Source organism: Moraxella sp. K02, from assembly GCF_041154755.1.
GTDB lineage: Bacteria > Pseudomonadota > Gammaproteobacteria > Pseudomonadales > Moraxellaceae > Faucicola.
Window position 1 is genome coordinate 1,627,752 of the sequence record NZ_AP031590.1, and the last position, 17,373, is coordinate 1,645,124.

Here is a 17,373-nt window from a genome sequence, read left to right on the forward strand (position 1 = left end):
ACTACCATAAACCCAGTAACAGCAAAAAACTATGACTATGACAACAACTACACCCCCATTGCTAGAAGTCGCTCTCGGCACAGCCGCTGATGTTATTAAATGTGCGCAAAATATTGCCATCCTGACAGGGGCAGGCGTCTCGGCTGAAAGTGGCATTTCGACTTTTCGGGATAAACTTACCGGACTGTGGCAACAATACCAAGCCGAATATTTGGTCAGCATTCAAGCGTTTGAAAATGAGCCTGCCTTGGTGTGGCAATGGCACCAATGGTGGCGTGGACAAATCGCCGATAAACAGCCCAATCCTGCCCATTTTGCTTTAGGTGAATGGCAAGCATCGGCAAAAGAGCAAGGCAAAACTTGGACGCTGTTTAGCCAAAATGTCGACAATCTGCATGAGCAAGGCGGTGCCACGGTGGCAAAACTGCATGGGAATTTAGCCAAAAATCGTTGTCATGATTGTGGCAAGCCGTATGAAAAAGCCATTGCTGTGACCGATACGGCATTGAAGCATTGTGAATGCGGCGGTTTGATTCGCCCGGATATTGTGTGGTTTGGCGAGATGTTGCCACAGGACACTTGGCAAACGGCAGAAACGGCAACGCTCAATTGTGATGTATTGGTGAGTATCGGCACATCAAGCGTGGTCTATCCTGCGGCGGGCTTGATTGATTTGGCAAAACAACAGGGCGCAACCGTTATCGAGATTAATCCCAATCCGACCCATACCGCAGCGGTTGACATCGTGTTACCGGATAACGCGGGGAAAATATTGCCGTTGTTGGTCAATGCGCTGAAATAAAAAAGCCAGATAAAAAAACACAATAAAACAGTGACATAAAAAAGCCAGTAAATTTTGCTACTGGCTTTTGGGTTCTGGCTAGTGGCTTGGGCTTTATATCAGGCGAGTGTATCCAAACCGCGTTTTAAATCAGCAATAATATCATCGACATCTTCAAGCCCCACCGAGAAGCGAATTAAGCCTTCGCTCACGCCCGCCTCGATTCTTGCTTCAGGTGTCATGCGAAAATGGGTGGTCGTCGCGGGATGGGTAATGGTGCTTTTGGCATCGCCTAGGTTATTGGTAATCGAAATCATGTTGGTACTATCGATAACATGCCAGGCTGCTGCTTGGTCAGCCACCTCAAAGCCAATAATGGCGCCAAACGCACCGCCTTGCACATTTTTGAGTGCCGTGTGTTGGCGTTTGGCGATGTCATGGGATGGGTGATCGGGCAACCCTGAAAAATGCACTTTGCTGACTTTTGGGTGATTGTGCAAAAATTTAGCGATTTGATTGGCATTTTCGCAGTGGGCTTTCATACGCAGTGACAAGGTTTCTAGACCCTTTAGCAACACCCACGCATTAAATGGCGATAGACTAATCCCGCCGGTACGCACCACACCAAAGGCTTTTTCCATCAAGTCATTGTTACCGACCAACGCACCGCCTAACACCCGACCTTGACCGTCAATATATTTACTGGCGGAATGCAATACCACATCCGCACCCAATATCAAAGGTTTTTGAATGGCTGGGGTTGCAAAGCAGTTATCGACGATTAATAGCGCATCGTGGTCATGCGCGAGCCTTGATAAAAAACTTAAATCGGCAATTTGCGCCAAAGGATTGGAAGGGCTTTCGCAGTACAGCACCTTGGTATTTGGCTGCATCGCCTGTTGCCAAGCGTCATTGTCAAAGCAATCGACATAACTCACCTCGACGCCAAATGCTTTAAAGTAGGTATCAAACAGGGCGACCGACGAGCCAAATAATTGCTTGGCTGCTAGTAGATGGTCACCTGCTTGAAGATACGCCAAACACATGGTCAAAATCGCGCCCATGCCTGATGCAGTTGCCACGCAGCGCTCGCCTTCCTCTAAAGCTGCCAATCTGCGCTCAAAAGCGCGCACGGTTGGATTGGTATGCCGAGAATAAACATTGCCTTTTTTATTGCCATTAAAATGGTCGGCGGCATCGGCGGCATTTTTGTATACGTAGGAGCTAGTGGTAAAAATCGCTTCGTTATGTTCACCTTCATCGGTACGGTGGTAACCACCGCGCACGGCGATGGTTTGGTCGGCATAGTCTAGGCTTAAATCAAGTGCATCACTTTGCCAGTTGGGATCTAATTGGGTCATAATGTTACATCTTTTGTGTATCAAATAAATTATGATAGCATAAGTTGGATTTGACGGTGGCTTTCAAGTCAGTATTTTATGCAAAAACGCCATGACAACCAACTTTTCTTAGGTGAGTGCCACGTTAATCAGTGATTTTTTTAAAAGGATTCAGGCTTTGATAGCAGCATTTTATTCAGTATCTGTTGGCTTTGTCAGATTAGCATCGCAAAAATTCACCACCAAAATTGTGACATTTCGCTTGCCATTGCTATTTGCGCTGCTACTTACGCTACTTACCGCTTGCCAAATGCTGCCGAACAACCCTCATATCACTACTACGCCAACTGTGTCAACGCAGCTGACAGGTGCGCAAAAATTTTCCGAAAAATCGCGTATACAAGGTCATTATTTAATCAGTCGTATCAGTGCTAGCAAAAACCCCTCACCGAGCAAATTTTCCGGTTATTATCCGCTGATTGATAGCAGTGATGCGTTCGCCTCACGCAGTATTTTGACCGAAATGGCTCAGCAGACCATCGATATCCAATACTATATTTGGCACAACGATGCAGCAGGGCAATTGATGCTCAAAGATTTGTACCAAGCCGCCAATCGGGGTGTCAAAGTACGACTGTTACTCGATGATTTGAACACCAATCCTGAACTTGACCAACAGCTACTTGCCTTTGCTGCGCATGCTAATATCCAAGTGCGATTGATTAACCCCAAAGTGCTGCGTAGCTTTACCCCCGCCAATTTTGTGGTAGCACTGCCCCGCTACCAACGCCGCATGCACAATAAAAGCATGACCTTTGACCGCCAGCTATCCATCATTGGTGGGCGCAATATTGGCGATGAATATCTGCGTAAAGATAGCATCGCTGAGTTTGCTGATTTGGATGTTTTGCTTGCCGGCAAAGTGGTCAACCAAATCAATGATAGTTTTGAAGATTATTGGGATAGTCCTTTATCGTATGATATCGAGCGTTTGGTCAGCGCCTCAAAAAACCCCGATCGTAATAAAAGCGATGAGCCATTTTTGGGGACTTTGACTGCGATTGCACCGATCAACAGCCAGTCCCATCTACATAAAAGCTCGCAACTTTATCGGGTACAAAATGGCGCCATAGTCGATAAACAATTGTATAACAAAAAAATCCAATTTCGTTGGCAACCGATGCAGTTTTTGGCAGATGATGTCAAAAAACTGCTTAATCAAGATGATAAAGATAGCCGATTGGTATCACAGCTTCGGGCACGTATTGGCACCCCAAAACAGCAATTGACCATTGTGTCATCGTATTTTGTGCCCACTGACTTGGGCGTACTGCAACTAAGCAAACTCATGGAAAACGGGGTAAAAATCAATATTTTTACCAACTCGTATGAATCAACCGATGTGCCTATCGTGCATTCAGGGTATAACGTGGCACGCGTGCCGATGCTCAAAGCAGGAATTGGACTGTATGAGCTAAAATCCTCTGCCGATGCAGACTTTCGCCGCAAAAAACGTAGCTTATATCGCAGTAAATACAGCACCAGTCTGCATACCAAAGCCTTTGCCGTGGATGACAAATACACGTTTATTGGCTCTTACAATGTGGATCCGCGCTCTGCCAACATCAATACCGAGCTTGGTGTGCTGATTGAAGATAAAGCGCTTGCCAAATCCTTCCATAATACGTTTGATAATTCTATGCTCAATGTCAGTTACCGCGTCAATCTCACTGATGATGAACAACTGATGTGGCAAACCCATGATGATAAAACCAATAAGAAGCTTATCACTTTGGATAAAGAGCCGCACATGACATTTGTCAATGGACTTTGGCTAAAGATTTTTTCTGCCTTGCCATTTAAGCGCTTATTGTAAGCGGCTATATTACAAAAAACACACATTTTTGATAATAAAAACAGTATCAAAATCACTATAGTATGCGGTTTCAAAAAGTAATATATCTCAACTGTTAAATCATGACGTTTACTTGTAATATTTATTTAAATAATTAAATTTATTACAGTTTTGATAAATTATTGTTCAATTTGTCAAGTGATTTAATTTGTCAGGTGAAGAGTGACGAATTTAATTCTTTAGCGCGTTAAGTAACCTATCTGTTCATTGATTATAAAGCGTGCAAACCTTTAGCCAGCTTCTAGGTGATATTGTCGACTATGCCATTTTTTCATGATGCCAACGAAGAAATTAGGGATTTAAATCGCTACGAAAAAAACGTGGTGTATTTAACGATTTTTGGGGCTTTTTTTGCTTCCTTTGATTTTACGATTTATTTTTATTTTAATGATAGTATCAATCAAGCTTTTTTCCCAGAAAATATACCTGAGTCGTTAAAGTCGATTTGTTTTTTGCTGCTGATTTTAGCCGGTTATATGTCAAGACCGCTAGGCGGTTTAATATTGGGTGATATCGGCGATCGCCATGGCAGAAAACATGTGTTGCTGTATAGTTTGCTGTTGGTGGGTGGGTCTAGTTTAGTGATTGCCTGTTTGCCTACCTATCATCATATCGGTGTGGCAGCGATTGTTCTCATGCTATTATTGCGTTTAATTCAAGGCTTTGGCTATGGGGCTGAGGTGCCCGCTTCATGGGTATACATTGCTGAGCATATGCCACGGCGTCAATTAGGGTCAGTGTGTGGCGGCCTCATCGGTGCATTGATTTTTTCGACTTTGATGGGTAATATTTTAAGCGCCACCTTATCAAATATGCTCACCCCTACCCAGATGCAATCGTATGGTTGGCGTATTCCTTTTGTCATTGCCAGTATCGGTACGCTATTTGCGGTGCTGTTACGAGCCAAGCTTGAAGAAACCCCGCTTTGGCTGATGGCTAAGTCTAAAAATCGCTTGGTTAAACGTCTGCCAATACGCCGAGCTATTGTCAAATACCGTTATGGTACGGTGATGACGCTGGGTTTGTCTTGGTTTACCGCCAGTGTTTATTTGACGATTTATCTGCTTTTGCCGATTTTGGGCATCCAGTTTTTTGATGTCGATACCAGTTTGATGATGATATCTAATGGGGTGGGTATTATCTTTGGTGGATTGGGGGCTTTAACCTATGGTTATTTTGCCGATCGCTTTAACTCAGGTCGTGTATTTACTTTAGGCTGTATATTTTTAAGCATTGCCAGTGTTGTTTTCTTTGTTTCGCTAAAAAACAGTAGCGAGTTACTACTGATTAACTATGCGATTTTAGGGTTTTTCTCTGGCGTGATTGGCTTAGTCCCAAGTATTTGTGTGCGTCTGTTTCCGGTTGGTGTACGCCTTAGTGGTATTAGCTTTACCTATAACTTAGCGTATGCATTGGCAGGCGCATTATTGCCTGTGCTATTGATTTATTTTTCACGTAAATTAATGCTTTCAAGCGCACTGTATCTGGTGTTTGTCTGTGTGATTGGCATTATCATGGGTATGTTGTTGACCAATTTGCATGGTTTGTATCGCATGGAAGATAAGCGGCTGATGAATTCCTAAGCTTTTTCATCGCTGATAGTTGTTTTACCCTCGCTTTTTTAGCGCCTGCTTTTATTGATTAGCTGATAGATTAGCTATAGATTAGCCATTTTTTTTGAATATTTGCCTATGACACTGCCTATAACCCTGCCTATGACTACCATGCATCATAAACGATTGTCCACCGCACCGATGATTGATTGGAGTACACGCGATTATTGTTACTTTGCTCGATTATTCAATCCTTATACTTACCTTTATACTGAAATGATCAGTACTTCTGCGATATTGCAGGGGGATACAGACTATCAGCTGCGATTTTATCCCAATGAACATCCTTTGGTACTTCAGCTTGGCGGCTCAGATCCTGACGAATTGGCGCGCTGTGCAAAAATCGGACAAGACTACGGTTACGATGAAATCAACCTCAATGTCGGCTGCCCGTCCGATCGGGTACAACATTACAAAATCGGAGCTTGCTTGATGGCAGAGCCTAAATTGGTGGCAGATATTGTCTCTGCGATGCGTAATGCGGTGGACATTCCCGTCACTGTCAAACATCGCATCGGCATTGATAACTTTGATAGTTATGAGTTTATGGCGGATTTTGTAGATCATGTGGTGAAAGCAGGTTGTCAGCATGTCATCGTCCATGCGCGCACCGCTTGGCTACAAGGCTTAAGCCCTAAACAAAATCGTGAAATTCCGCCCCTTCGCTATGAGGATGTGTACCGCTTAAAGCAGGATTTTCCCGATGTATTCGTGGAAATTAATGGCGGTATCACCACTATTGATGCAATCAACACCCATCTGACGAAAGTCGATGGTGTGATGATTGGGCGTGAAGCTTATCATAATCCTTATATTCTAGCCGAAGCCATGCAGCTGTGGGGCAAGCCTGTGCCTAGCCGAGCGGATATTTTTTATCAATTACTAGATTTTTTGGCAGCCAGTGACGCGCGTGGCACACCATTGACGGTCATTATGCGCCATTATTTGGGCTTGTTTCAAGGATTGACAGGCAGTCGTAAATGGCGTCAGGCGCTTAGCGGGCAAAAATCCCTCTCAGTTGCCCAAGTTCGTGAAGCCGGTGAAGCGGTTTTGGCGTTAAATGCGGGTTAAAATTTAGCTAAAAAAAACTAACCGTATAAATACTGCCACATCGCCAAACCATTATTCATCATATGCAACACCACAGGCAATAACAGTGACCCTGACATGATACGCCCATAGCTAAATAACATCGCTAGACAAAAAATCCCCAACAACTCGACCACCCCGTATTGCATATGAATCACCGCAAATACGATACTGGTTAGCACACTGGCACCCCACATACCGAGCTTTGAGTTGGCAAGCCCTGTCCACATAAACCCGCGAAATATCACTTCTTCATAAATCGGCGCAAATACCACCATCGCCAGCACAAGCAGCCACCGTGGATGCGCGGAATCGGCAAGATTGTCCATAAACATCATGGGCTCGCGACCCAGCCAGACGGTGACTAGATTGATGATAACATTCAGCACAATCAGCAGCGCGCTACATTGCAACAACTGATACCAAGTAAAGGGCTTCATGGCAAGATAATCTTTGACACGGCTGTTTTTAAAGCGGATAAACAAATAAACGCAGCCGAGCACCATGGTTAAGGTAAAGCCTAGCGATAGACTCATTAAGGTGCCGTTTTCACTGCCCTGCAACACTTTTTCAGCGATAGCCAAATTTGCTGCATCTTGTAGCACCCATGGCGCAAATAACACCACGCCAATCAATTGACTGGCAAAAAACACCGCCAATAACACCATAGATAGCACAATGGTCTTTGGTACATCGTAGATGGGGGTGCTAGGCTGTAACGATAAATTTTGCACATTAAACCCTTTAATGGATATTTGTGTTGTTACTGGATATCATGATTGACTGAGTGAATAAGCGCTTTGATTCGTTCAACCGTACTGGCTGGGTATTCTAACGGGAACATATGCCCGCCTTCATGCACTTCAAAATCAATGCCCATACGCTGTTTGACCAGCGCAGGAAACCCACGTTTGAAAAACAGACTATCTTTACCAATTATTTGTTTAGCAGGGACAGCCGGCGGATGGTTAGGTTTTTGCCAGTATAATGAGGGGTTGGTACGAAATACCGCCACTTCTACCGCTTTTGGAATGGTTAAGGTCACTTGCCCATCTGCGGTATCAGTCAAGCCATAACGAATAAAATCATTAAAACAGCGCTCATCAAAGTGTCGATAGAATGCTTTATGCCGCAAATGCTCGTAAGCGACTTCCCGGCTTGGCCATGTGTCACGGCGATGGCTTGATAGACCTGCAGGCGTGAGCCTATCTACTAACCGTGGGCTAAAGCGTTTTGCCCAATGTAGTGCCATCGAATAATAGCCATGGATGAGCGGTGGGTCTAAGGCAATCACTTGGCTAAATAGCTCGGGCGCCTCATAGCTGGCTTGCAGCGTGCACAATGCCCCAAGCGAATGCCCTAGCCCGATGACCTTGGTTTGCCCGCGCGCGCTTAAGTGCGCTTGGATGCTATCAATCACTTGCTGGGTCAGTTTTTGCCAATGGTTATCGACCGGATAACGCGGGTCAATGCCTAACGCTGGAATATAGACAATATCAAATTCATCACTAAGCAAATCAAACAGAGATTGATAGCTAAGTGATGGAATCCCATTGGCATGCGCAAAGTGTATCAAGGGTTTTTGCGCTATCGCTTCTGTCTTCCCTATTTGCCCTGTCCCTTCTATCGCTGTTATCCCCTCTATGCCTGTCGCTAGCGTTGGCGCAGACGGTAAACGATGGGCTAAAGGATGCTGGCTCGTCTCAGATGACATCGTTATTGCATTCCTTTGTCATTTGCAGCGGCGTGGGTTAATTGGCTAGCAAAGCCTTTGGAGACCGTTTCGCCAAACCCATAGCCGATTTGGCTGGCAAATTTACCGAACACTTTTTTCACTGGGTCTTCTGGGTTATATTCTACTACATTGTCTAGTTTTAACTGAGACTCAAGGGTGCTAATGCCGCCTTTTTTATCCGCCAAACCAAGATTAATCGCTTGCTCACCACTCCAAAACAATCCGGAAAAAAGCTGATTGGCATCAGGGTTTTTGAGGCGATTGCCGCGACCTTGTTTGACAGCATTGATAAAATGGGCGTGGGTGTTATCCAGCACACCTTGTACATGCTGGCGCTCAAACTCGGAGAGCGGGCGGCTCATGCTTAAAATGTCTTTGTGCGAACCTGCTGTCATGGTGCCATCTTTAACGCCTAATTTATCCATCAAACCTTGGACATTGTAGCTTGGCATAATCACGCCGATTGAGCCGACCAAGCTTGAGGGATTGACCCAAATTTCATCAGCCGCAGATGCGATATAATACGCGCCTGAAGCACCCATATCTTCGATAACGGCATATAGTTTTTTGTTAGGATGGGCTTTTCTCAATTCGGTCATGGTTTGCCAGATTTCATCGGATTGTACAGGCGAGCCACCCGGTGAGTTGATGCGTAACGCCACCGCTTGCGCTTGGTCGTTGTTAAACGCTTCCGTTAATGCCTCGCCCACCGCTTGACTATTGGCTTCATTGTCGCTGCTGATAACCCCTTTGACATCGACGACGGCTAAATGCGGTTTGCTCATACCAATATCACTCACGCCACTTTTGGCAGAGCCACTACAGCCTTTTGCCACCACCGCGCCAAATAGTAGCACATAGCCCAAGGTGATGAGCTTAAAGAAAATACCCCAGCGTCTTGCACGGCGCTGCTCCACAAGGCTTGCCATCAGGGTTTTTTCTAGCAATTGCCATTCTTGGCCTGCGTATGGCGCATTGGGTGGCAAATTTTGCGTATGATTTGGATGAACGGGTGGCTTTGATTGTGAGGGTTGGTTGGGATCGGGTGGCCAATTATCTGACATAAAAGTTCCTTTGCAATAGGTAATTTACCGCCCATGATAGGGGGAAGCGGTCAAAATTACAATCACTGCCTTGTAGCCAAATCGTCAAGTATCAGTCAGTATTGTCTGGGGTAAGCGCGTAAATTACCGCGCCCACTTGATCGGCATACAGGACTTCGAACGGGTGGTCGGCAGGCTTATCCACTGACCAACTAGCCAGCGATAATTGGCTATCTTCGCCCAGTTTTTGCGACTTATACGCGCCTGTCACTACATGCAGTAAGGAAGGTTTAGTCAACGCTAGCCGCGATGTTTTAATGGACAAAGTATAGGGCTGAATGAGTAAATGGGTCGCCGACACCGTGCATAATTTTTCAGTCATTTGCATGGGGATATCGCTATTTCCTGCCAACATCAACACATCGTAGGGTTTGCTGGTTGGTGGCATAAAACGGATGTGAATATAACAGGTTTGGGTCGCTAGCTTTTGCTCATCGGTTAAGGCTAAATCCAAGTGCCATCCCGATACCGCTGTCACTTCCAAGCCATCTTGTTGCCAACGTTGCGCGGTTTGGCAACTGCGAGGTGTAATCGCGCGAAAACTTGCAGATACAGCCTTATCTGTCACATCAAGCCTGCTGTGTTCGACATCATACCCTGCCAGCCAGTAGGCCTTAATAGGTACATGGGTTGCCAGTTGTTGCACCAGCTCATTGACGCGGACACTGGGCGTTTGACTAATCACCCCAGTTAATCGATGAACCTGCTGATTTGCCAACAGCGGATAAATATCACGGTTCAACAGCGAACTGATTTCTTCATCAGCCGCAACATTGCTGATAGCTTGTTTGGTTTTCAAAAAATTGGGTTTATCCGCCTGCGCGGCTTTGACTTGATTGTCGGACAAAATCAGCCAGCTATCATCGCCTTTTTTTAATAAACTGATTACCAGTTTAGGGTTATCACCAACTGCCAGAGTCGGTTTATTGTTATTTAAGCTGCGCTGCTGCAGTGGCAATAATATCAATAGGATAGCCAGTGGTAACATCAGCATTTTAGGCAACAAGCCTTTTAACAACCCCAGTAACGCAATGAACAAACACAGGACAAGCTGCGTTTGTGACAAGGCAAAAAATGATTGCTTAGCAACACCCGTGTCGATAAGTTGGTTGAGCAAAAAGTGAAATACATTGAGCAGGGTTGTTAGCATCGACCAAATGGTTTGGCTCAGCCAATCCCCTACCACAGGTAGCCAACTAACGACGCCTGCCAACATATCCAAGGGTACAATAACCAACCCTAAAAATGGTACGGCTAGCAAGTTTACCAAAATGCCAATAACGGATACTTTGCCAAAAAACCACACCACGATGGGCAGCATCCAAATAAATAGCCAAATTTGCAGTTTTAGTAACGCCTTGAATTGATGGCTTATAATTTTAACAAAACCGGTCAGCACATCGCTGCGTGCCGTAGGCGCTAGTAACTGACTAACATCCTTAATTTCAATGGCGCTAACTGTCCCTATGGTCTCGCTAAATTTTAACAGTAAAACCACCGCCACAAAGGACAACCAAAACCCTGCTTGCCCGACCGCTGTCGGCTCTAGCCAAATCATGCCTAGCGCAACCCACGCCAACAGCCGATAAGCTGAAAAATTAACCAATAACTGTTTCGATAGTGTGAGCAGTAACAGCATCCAAAATGTCCGCTGGGCAGGTATTTCAAAACCCACCAGCAGCGCATAAAACCCTGCTATCACCACACTCACCCAAAGCACCAATAAACTACTCGGTAATTTGACCAACAACTGGGGCGCAAACCACTTAACGAGCCATAATACAAAAACAGATACGATAGCGGCGAGCATCATCACATGCGGGCCTGAAATTGCTAATAAATGGCTAATACCCGTGACTTGGTAGCGATTCTTAAGGTCGCTATCCATCAGGCTTTTATCACCCGTTAACAGTCCCAATAAGATTGCATGGCTTTGGATAGCGCTTTGACCAGAACTTTGACTAGCACTCTGACTAGAAGTTTCACCAGAACTTTTAAGCACGGGTTGCGCAATATCGTTTTTAGCATTGACTATAAGCGTCGATTGTTTCAGCAGGGTTGTATGCAAATTGGCGAGGATTTTTTGGCGTAGTTGCCAGCGCAATTTTTCGATAGCAATAACCATACGGTCTTTCACATGAGATGGGTTAAATTCCTGCAGGCTCGTTTTTTCAATACCGATGATCACTCCCTTTGCTTGCACGCCCCGCTGTCTTAACCATTGCGCTTCATCAAATCCTAGCATGAGCGGTTTGGCATTATTGGGTAAACTTGTAGGCTTAGGCTGTGCAATGGGCTCAAGCTGTAATTTTACGTTAAGCTGTGTGCCAGGTCTTAACTGCGACAAGGTCGCTTCCCAATCAGGATTGTCTTTGATGTTAGCGCTAATCAGTGCCGTTAGCGGTGGTTGAGGGGTTGCTGACGATGCATCAGCATCGCCGCCCTTATCAACGCGGACTTGCAGGATTTGTTTGATGAAACCATTGCCAATCAGGGCATTATCATTTGATAATAGGCTTGTTTGGCTCACCGTATCGCTGATTTGATGGGATTCAACGATGGCATCCACTGTGAGCACTGAGGGCAATAACGCGTTTTGATACAGCTTATGATGATATAAACCGTAACTGGCACTCAACATGAGCGTCAACAAAAAGATAAAACTTGATAATAACGGTAAGGCAAAACGGTAGGCGAATGCAGGGTTTGGCGACGCTCTTTTTAGCTGTTTACGGTTGCATCCATGGTATAAACCTACATTGATTAGCAGCGCTATCAATAATGCCACTGATAACATCTGCCAAATTTTCGCATCGTAACTGGCTATCTCATAACTTGGCAGCGCATAACCTGTCATCAAGGGTTGATTTGCTAGTGTATTTACCACTAAAAAACCCAACAAACTGGCAACCGTGATGAGCCAAATCATGTTTCATCCTTGATAAAGATAGCGATAGCCCGCTACTTCCCTTACAATTATCGAATGAACGATATAGTAAAACAAATAGCAACTTTTGGAAATTATTAATCGATGTTGACTCAATTTATTAGCAGCAATGACAATGCCTCAGGCGTAGGGGAAAAAAGTATCCAAATCAGTCTAGGGGTTGCAGGATTGATACTGGTTGTTGACTGCGGGCTATTGCTGGCCAATCGTGTTTTTCATATTGGCACCCTAGTGCCATTGGGCATAGGGCTAATTTTTTTAGGCCATGCGATATATTGGGAACGTATCCAACTTTATTTGGCTTCACAGCCGTCATTAAAAAAATTATGGCAGCTGATTTGGCTATTATTTTTTGTCTGGTTGATAAGTTTTTTTGTCTTTGTCAGCTATTTAAAACAGCACTTTAACACCGATAACTCCCCTAAGGCAGCGCAAGCGATTATTGTCTTAGGTGGCGGAACAAAAGACAATAAGCCGACCGATGCGGTAAAACTGCGTTTGGATAAAGCATCTGAAGTCATCAAGCGTTTTGCAAACGCACTCGTGATAACCAGTGGTGGTTTTGATGCGGGGGAGGATATCAGTGAAGCCAAAGCGATGGCGGACTATTTACATGACACCTATGGCATCAGCTTGGCACATATTGCGCTTGAAGAACAAAGCACCAGTACCGAGCTTAACTTTGTCAATAGTAAAAAGATTTTAGCGCAGCAAGGGATTGCCTTAAATCAACCGATAATCGCAGTCACCAGTGATTTTCACACCTTGCGCGCAAGCCTTATTGGCAAACGACAAGGATATACCAATTTACAGGTGGTCGGGTCTGACACCCCTTGGTATATCCGTCCAAATGTGTGGTTTCGCGAATACTTTGCTTTTATCAGCGGTTGGCTACTCGATGAGTATTAAGCCACCCACGTGCCATTTTGTAACGCCAATTGTTTATCCGCCAACTGTGCCAGTTGCCGGTCATGGGTGACCATCAATAGCGCGGTATTAAAATCTTTTTGTAGCTCTGATAGGATTTCAAACACCGCCTGTGCATTGGCGTAGTCTAAGTTCCCTGTGGGTTCATCAGCCAGTATCAACGAAGGTTTCGTCACCAGCGCCCTAGCAATCGCCACCCGTTGACGTTCACCGCCAGATAACTCGCCTGGGCGATGGGTCAGCCGATGCCCTAGCCCTACTTTTTCCAATAATTCAATAGACTGTTGACGCGCTACTGCGATTGGCACTGCTTTTCGCATCAATAGCGGCATTGCCACATTTTCAATCGCAGTAAACTCCGCCAACAAATGGTGAAACTGATAAATAAAGCCCAAATATTGGTTACGAAGCTCACCGCGCTGGGTTTCATTCAAATCATTGATGCGTTGCCCATGTAGCCAAACCTCCCCACTGGTCGGCACATCTAAGCCACCCAAGATATGTAGCAAGGTACTTTTACCCGACCCGCTCGTGCCAACAATGGCGATGCGCTCGCCACTGTTAATACTGATATCCAGATGATTGAGCACATTCGTGGTGGTTTTACCATCTTGATAGGTCTTGGTGATATTTTTTGCTGTTAAAATCGCCGTCATGGCTCACTCCTATTCATAACGCAATGTTTGAGCCGGTTGAATGCTAGCTGCTCGGCGTGCTGGATAAATGGTTGCCACAAAACTTATTACCAGCGAGGCTGCCACGATGATGGCTACGTCCTTCCATTTAAGTTGTGAAGGTAAATAGTTGACAAAATAGGCATCAAATAAATGTAACCCAAATAAACTATTGATGCCGCCTACCACATCGCTCACGGTCAACGCTAAAATCACGCCCAAAATAGTTCCCGCAACGGTACCAATCACCCCAATAAACAATCCTTGCACCATAAATACTTGGGTGATGAGCTTAGGCGACGCACCAAAGGTTTTTAAAATCGCGATGTCCGCCTTTTTATCAGTGACCAGCATCACCAAGGATGAGACGATGTTAAATGCAGCAACCAAAATAATCAAAAACAGCAACAACCCCACCATGGCTTTTTCCATTTGGATGGCACCAAATAAATTCCCATGCGTTGATGTCCAGTCACTAGGCATAAGCATATTGGGTGCAAGGCTCGCGGCTTGCTGAGCCACTTGTGGTGCGGCAAACAAATCCTTTAGCTTCATGCGAATACCTTGGGCCCCCGCAGGCAGACGCAATAACGTAGCCGCATCATTCATCGGGATGAATGCCATAATATTATTGACTTCAGGGCTAATGTCATACACCCCAGTGACAGTAAAACGCTTGAAGCGCGGAATCACGCCTGCAGGCGATGGCGAAGCTTCTGGCAAAACCAAGGTGACCATATCGCCTTGTTTCACCCCCAGTGAATCCGCCATTTGCTTGCCAATCACAATGTCAAATTGACCTGCTTTTAGACTATCGACACTACCACTCTCCATATGCTGATGAATAATCGAGACTTTTTTCTCATAGCTTGGCTCAATACCGGTCACCATGATACCTGCGACTTGTCCATTTGCGGTGAGCATACCCTGTAATTGGATAAAAGGCGCAACGGCTTCAACTTTGGGGTTTTTTTGAATAGTTTGTGCCAGCGTCTGCCAATCTGGGATAATTTCACTGGCAGTGACGGTGGCTTGCGGCACCATGCCCAAAATGCGACTCTTGAGTTCGCGGTCAAAGCCATTCATCACCGATAACACGGTAATGAGCACAGCGACGCCAAGTGTCAAACCCACCATTGAAATCAAAGAAATAAAAGAAATAAATCGGTTACTTCGCTCAGCACGGGTATACCGTAATCCTAAAAACAAAGCCAACGGTCGAAACATAGCATTCCTAAAAATTATCACTATTTTGATGATACAAGCAGGCAACGACATAGCTTATTTTAAAACCATTATTCAAGCCTTCTTGAAAGCGTGATAGTCTGACACATTTTTTTACCGTTTTGGCAAAAGTTTTTTTGCAATTTTGCTAAAAATTCGCAGAATCAAACATATCCGCGCAATAAATTGTGGATGTTTTAAGCAAAATAAGGTGAAAAAATTCTGCATGTCCCCATTAACATAGCAGAATTAAATTTCATCCCTGCTTAATCAAGGGTTAATCCATTATTAACAGATAGGTTGATAGCGGATACTCGTTGATTTAACTGGGATGATTTGAAGGCTGATATTAGCCTATTGATAGCTGATAATTTAATCATTAAAATTTTGATATATATCGTGACAGCTGTTTAGTTTATTAAGTTTGTTTGCAACATAAACCTGTTGTCACTTAAAGGACGTCTTATGACCAATACTCACCAACCCCCTTCTTCAAATGCCCCCAATACGATTAGTCTAAACTGTGATCAAGCGGTTGGTCATGCAGATCACTGGTCATGTTTTACCAACAACATTGCCGATGACGTCCCAAATTGGTTGCAATCGCATATTGATACTGCCACCATGCCTACCCCACTAAAGACTGCCAACGCCACGTCTTCGCATATTTTACTATCGGGTAATCAGCCGATTCATATCAATCAAGTGATTGAAATTGATAGCAATCGCTCACCCAAACGTTTGATTAATGCGTTTCCTTGTGTCAATAGTCCGTATGGGCAATGGGTCACTATTGAAGGTGTCTATAAATGTGACAATCAGATAGAAGCGATTTTGCGCTTAAAAACTGATGACAATACTGTGCTGTATGTATTTGACCAGTATTATGCCATCAATGCGCACAACTATGAAAAAAATCACCGCTACTTAATCAATCTGAGTGCATTTGCTTATACCGTAAGCTTGAGTAACCGCTCAGAAACCATTGTGGTTGATGAGCCTGAAGCGATTCGCTATCACCGCGCTTTCAATGATATTTTGACCAAAAATAATAACGTTGCCCCAAAAGACCTTGAAGCCCAAATCGCCGCTTGGCAACCTAGCGAAAACGATTTGCCGCTGGAGCCAATTGAAATCAACGTCGGTCACATGTGTGCTTATTTATTTGGTGAAACCATCGGACAACAAGATGAAGCTTGGTGTCAAGGTCAAATTATTGGCAAACAGACTACCAGCTTTAATGGGGTTGACTTTGTATTGCTTGATGTAGTCATATTACGTGAAAGCCTTGATAATCCTGTCGTTATTCGTTTAGCGGTCAATGCCGATAACATCGATGCGACCATTCAAGTCAACGATTATATTCAGGCCAATATTTGGCTACAGGGGACTATTTTTATGGAAAATCAGAAAAAAGTAGCCACCAATTATAGAGCGTTTTAAGCCTTTCCCTTGTAAGATTATTGATTAATTTTCTTGAAGCCACTGCCGACTATGACAGTGGCTTTGTTATTTTGTAAATAAATGTAAATTTAGCGCGTTATTTTATTTAATTCATTGAATTGACTATAATTTTATATTATCGTTATTTTAAGTTTGATTTTAATCAATTTTATCAATCAACGTCATAAATCCTACAGCGGCTCAGTCATAAATCCTATAGCGGCTCAACCGCCTACCCCGCCTCAGCTGCTAAGGTTTTGTGAGTGTTCTATTAGTTATTTTGGGAAGATTACCCATGCCAAATCAGTCGACTAAATCCGCAGTTTCTGTTTCAGACACTACCCAAACCCAGACTGGATTGGTAAATCACAGCTCACTGCCACTATCTGCTCAAACGACCTTAGCAGCCCAAACCACCTTAGCCACTCAAACTAGCTCAGTCAATGGTCTGATGGTTTATACCACAGGTTTACTACTGTACCCCACCCAAGCACGCGATAAAAAAAATCACCGAATATTATCGATGATTTTCTTTGTGCTCGGGGTGTTGGTGATATTTCGCTTAACACACGGATAATGCTA

The 17,373-nt window shown here is 44.5% G+C and carries 14 protein-coding genes; 7 read left to right on the forward strand and 7 right to left on the reverse strand.

Annotated elements, in window-relative coordinates:
* Positions 1-31: 31 nt before the first annotated feature.
* Positions 32-802, forward strand: coding sequence for an NAD-dependent deacylase (locus ACAM39_RS07240; RefSeq protein ID WP_369627174.1), 771 nt, complete (start codon positions 32-34; stop codon positions 800-802).
* A gap of 98 nt (positions 803-900) precedes the next feature.
* On the opposite strand, the gene ACAM39_RS07245 is transcribed toward ACAM39_RS07240, so the two are convergent.
* The gene (locus ACAM39_RS07245) at positions 901-2,142 is read right to left on the reverse strand and encodes an O-succinylhomoserine sulfhydrylase (protein WP_369627175.1); all 1,242 of its coding nucleotides are present in this window, start codon (positions 2,140-2,142) and stop codon (positions 901-903) included.
* Positions 2,143-2,299: 157 nt separating this feature from the next.
* Between ACAM39_RS07245 and ACAM39_RS07250 the strand changes: the two genes are divergently transcribed.
* The 3 genes from ACAM39_RS07250 (at position 2,300) to dusA (ending at position 6,720) form a co-directional block, all read left to right on the forward strand.
* The gene (locus tag ACAM39_RS07250) at positions 2,300-3,997 is read left to right on the forward strand and encodes a phospholipase D family protein (protein ID WP_369627176.1); all 1,698 of its coding nucleotides are present in this window, start codon (positions 2,300-2,302) and stop codon (positions 3,995-3,997) included.
* Between the two features lie 299 nt (positions 3,998-4,296).
* Entirely contained in the window at positions 4,297-5,619 is a 1,323-nt protein-coding gene (locus ACAM39_RS07255; RefSeq protein WP_369627177.1) for an MFS transporter, read from the forward strand.
* A gap of 132 nt (positions 5,620-5,751) precedes the next feature.
* Complete coding sequence (gene dusA, locus ACAM39_RS07260) at positions 5,752-6,720, forward strand: tRNA dihydrouridine(20/20a) synthase DusA (protein WP_369628585.1); 969 nt, start codon at positions 5,752-5,754, stop codon at positions 6,718-6,720.
* Between the two features lie 17 nt (positions 6,721-6,737).
* Here the strand turns inward: dusA and ACAM39_RS07265 are convergent, their stop codons facing one another.
* The 4 genes from ACAM39_RS07265 to ACAM39_RS07280 all read right to left on the reverse strand — a co-directional run bounded on the left by ACAM39_RS07265 (position 6,738) and on the right by ACAM39_RS07280 (position 12,505).
* Positions 6,738-7,472 carry a CPBP family intramembrane glutamic endopeptidase gene (locus ACAM39_RS07265; protein ID WP_369627178.1) on the reverse strand — a complete coding sequence of 245 codons (735 nt, stop codon included), beginning with the start codon at positions 7,470-7,472 and terminating at the stop codon, positions 6,738-6,740.
* 29 nt (positions 7,473-7,501) lie between these two features.
* Positions 7,502-8,329, reverse strand: a complete 828-nt coding sequence (locus ACAM39_RS07270; RefSeq protein ID WP_369628586.1) for an alpha/beta fold hydrolase — start codon at positions 8,327-8,329, stop codon at positions 7,502-7,504.
* Positions 8,330-8,454: 125 nt separating this feature from the next.
* On the reverse strand, positions 8,455-9,537 hold the full coding sequence (gene sppA, locus ACAM39_RS07275; RefSeq protein WP_369627179.1) for a signal peptide peptidase SppA: 1,083 nt from the start codon (positions 9,535-9,537) through the stop codon (positions 8,455-8,457).
* Positions 9,538-9,628: 91 nt separating this feature from the next.
* Positions 9,629-12,505, reverse strand: a complete 2,877-nt coding sequence (locus ACAM39_RS07280) for a ComEC/Rec2 family competence protein (protein ID WP_369627180.1) — start codon at positions 12,503-12,505, stop codon at positions 9,629-9,631.
* A gap of 102 nt (positions 12,506-12,607) precedes the next feature.
* Here ACAM39_RS07280 and ACAM39_RS07285 point away from each other — a divergent pair, with 102 nt between their 5' ends.
* Positions 12,608-13,432: a YdcF family protein gene (locus ACAM39_RS07285; RefSeq protein ID WP_369627181.1), complete on the forward strand. Its 825-nt coding sequence runs from the start codon at positions 12,608-12,610 to the stop codon at positions 13,430-13,432.
* Here the strand turns inward: ACAM39_RS07285 and lolD are convergent.
* Both lolD and ACAM39_RS07295 read right to left on the reverse strand, forming a co-directional pair.
* Positions 13,429-14,106, reverse strand: coding sequence for a lipoprotein-releasing ABC transporter ATP-binding protein LolD (gene lolD, locus ACAM39_RS07290; protein ID WP_369627182.1), 678 nt, complete (start codon positions 14,104-14,106; stop codon positions 13,429-13,431). The two genes, ACAM39_RS07285 and lolD, sit on opposite strands and share 4 nt — an antisense overlap.
* A 9-nt stretch (positions 14,107-14,115) precedes the next feature.
* Entirely contained in the window at positions 14,116-15,351 is a 1,236-nt protein-coding gene (locus tag ACAM39_RS07295) for a lipoprotein-releasing ABC transporter permease subunit (RefSeq protein ID WP_369627183.1), read from the reverse strand.
* A 462-nt stretch (positions 15,352-15,813) separates the two neighbouring features.
* Between ACAM39_RS07295 and ACAM39_RS07300 the strand changes: the two genes are divergently transcribed.
* The gene (locus ACAM39_RS07300; protein ID WP_369627184.1) at positions 15,814-16,791 is read left to right on the forward strand and encodes a hypothetical protein; all 978 of its coding nucleotides are present in this window, start codon (positions 15,814-15,816) and stop codon (positions 16,789-16,791) included.
* Positions 16,792-17,086: 295 nt separating this feature from the next.
* A complete protein-coding gene (locus ACAM39_RS07305; protein ID WP_369627185.1) occupies positions 17,087-17,368 on the forward strand; it encodes a hypothetical protein in 282 nt (93 codons plus the stop codon).
* Positions 17,369-17,373 lie beyond the last annotated feature (5 nt).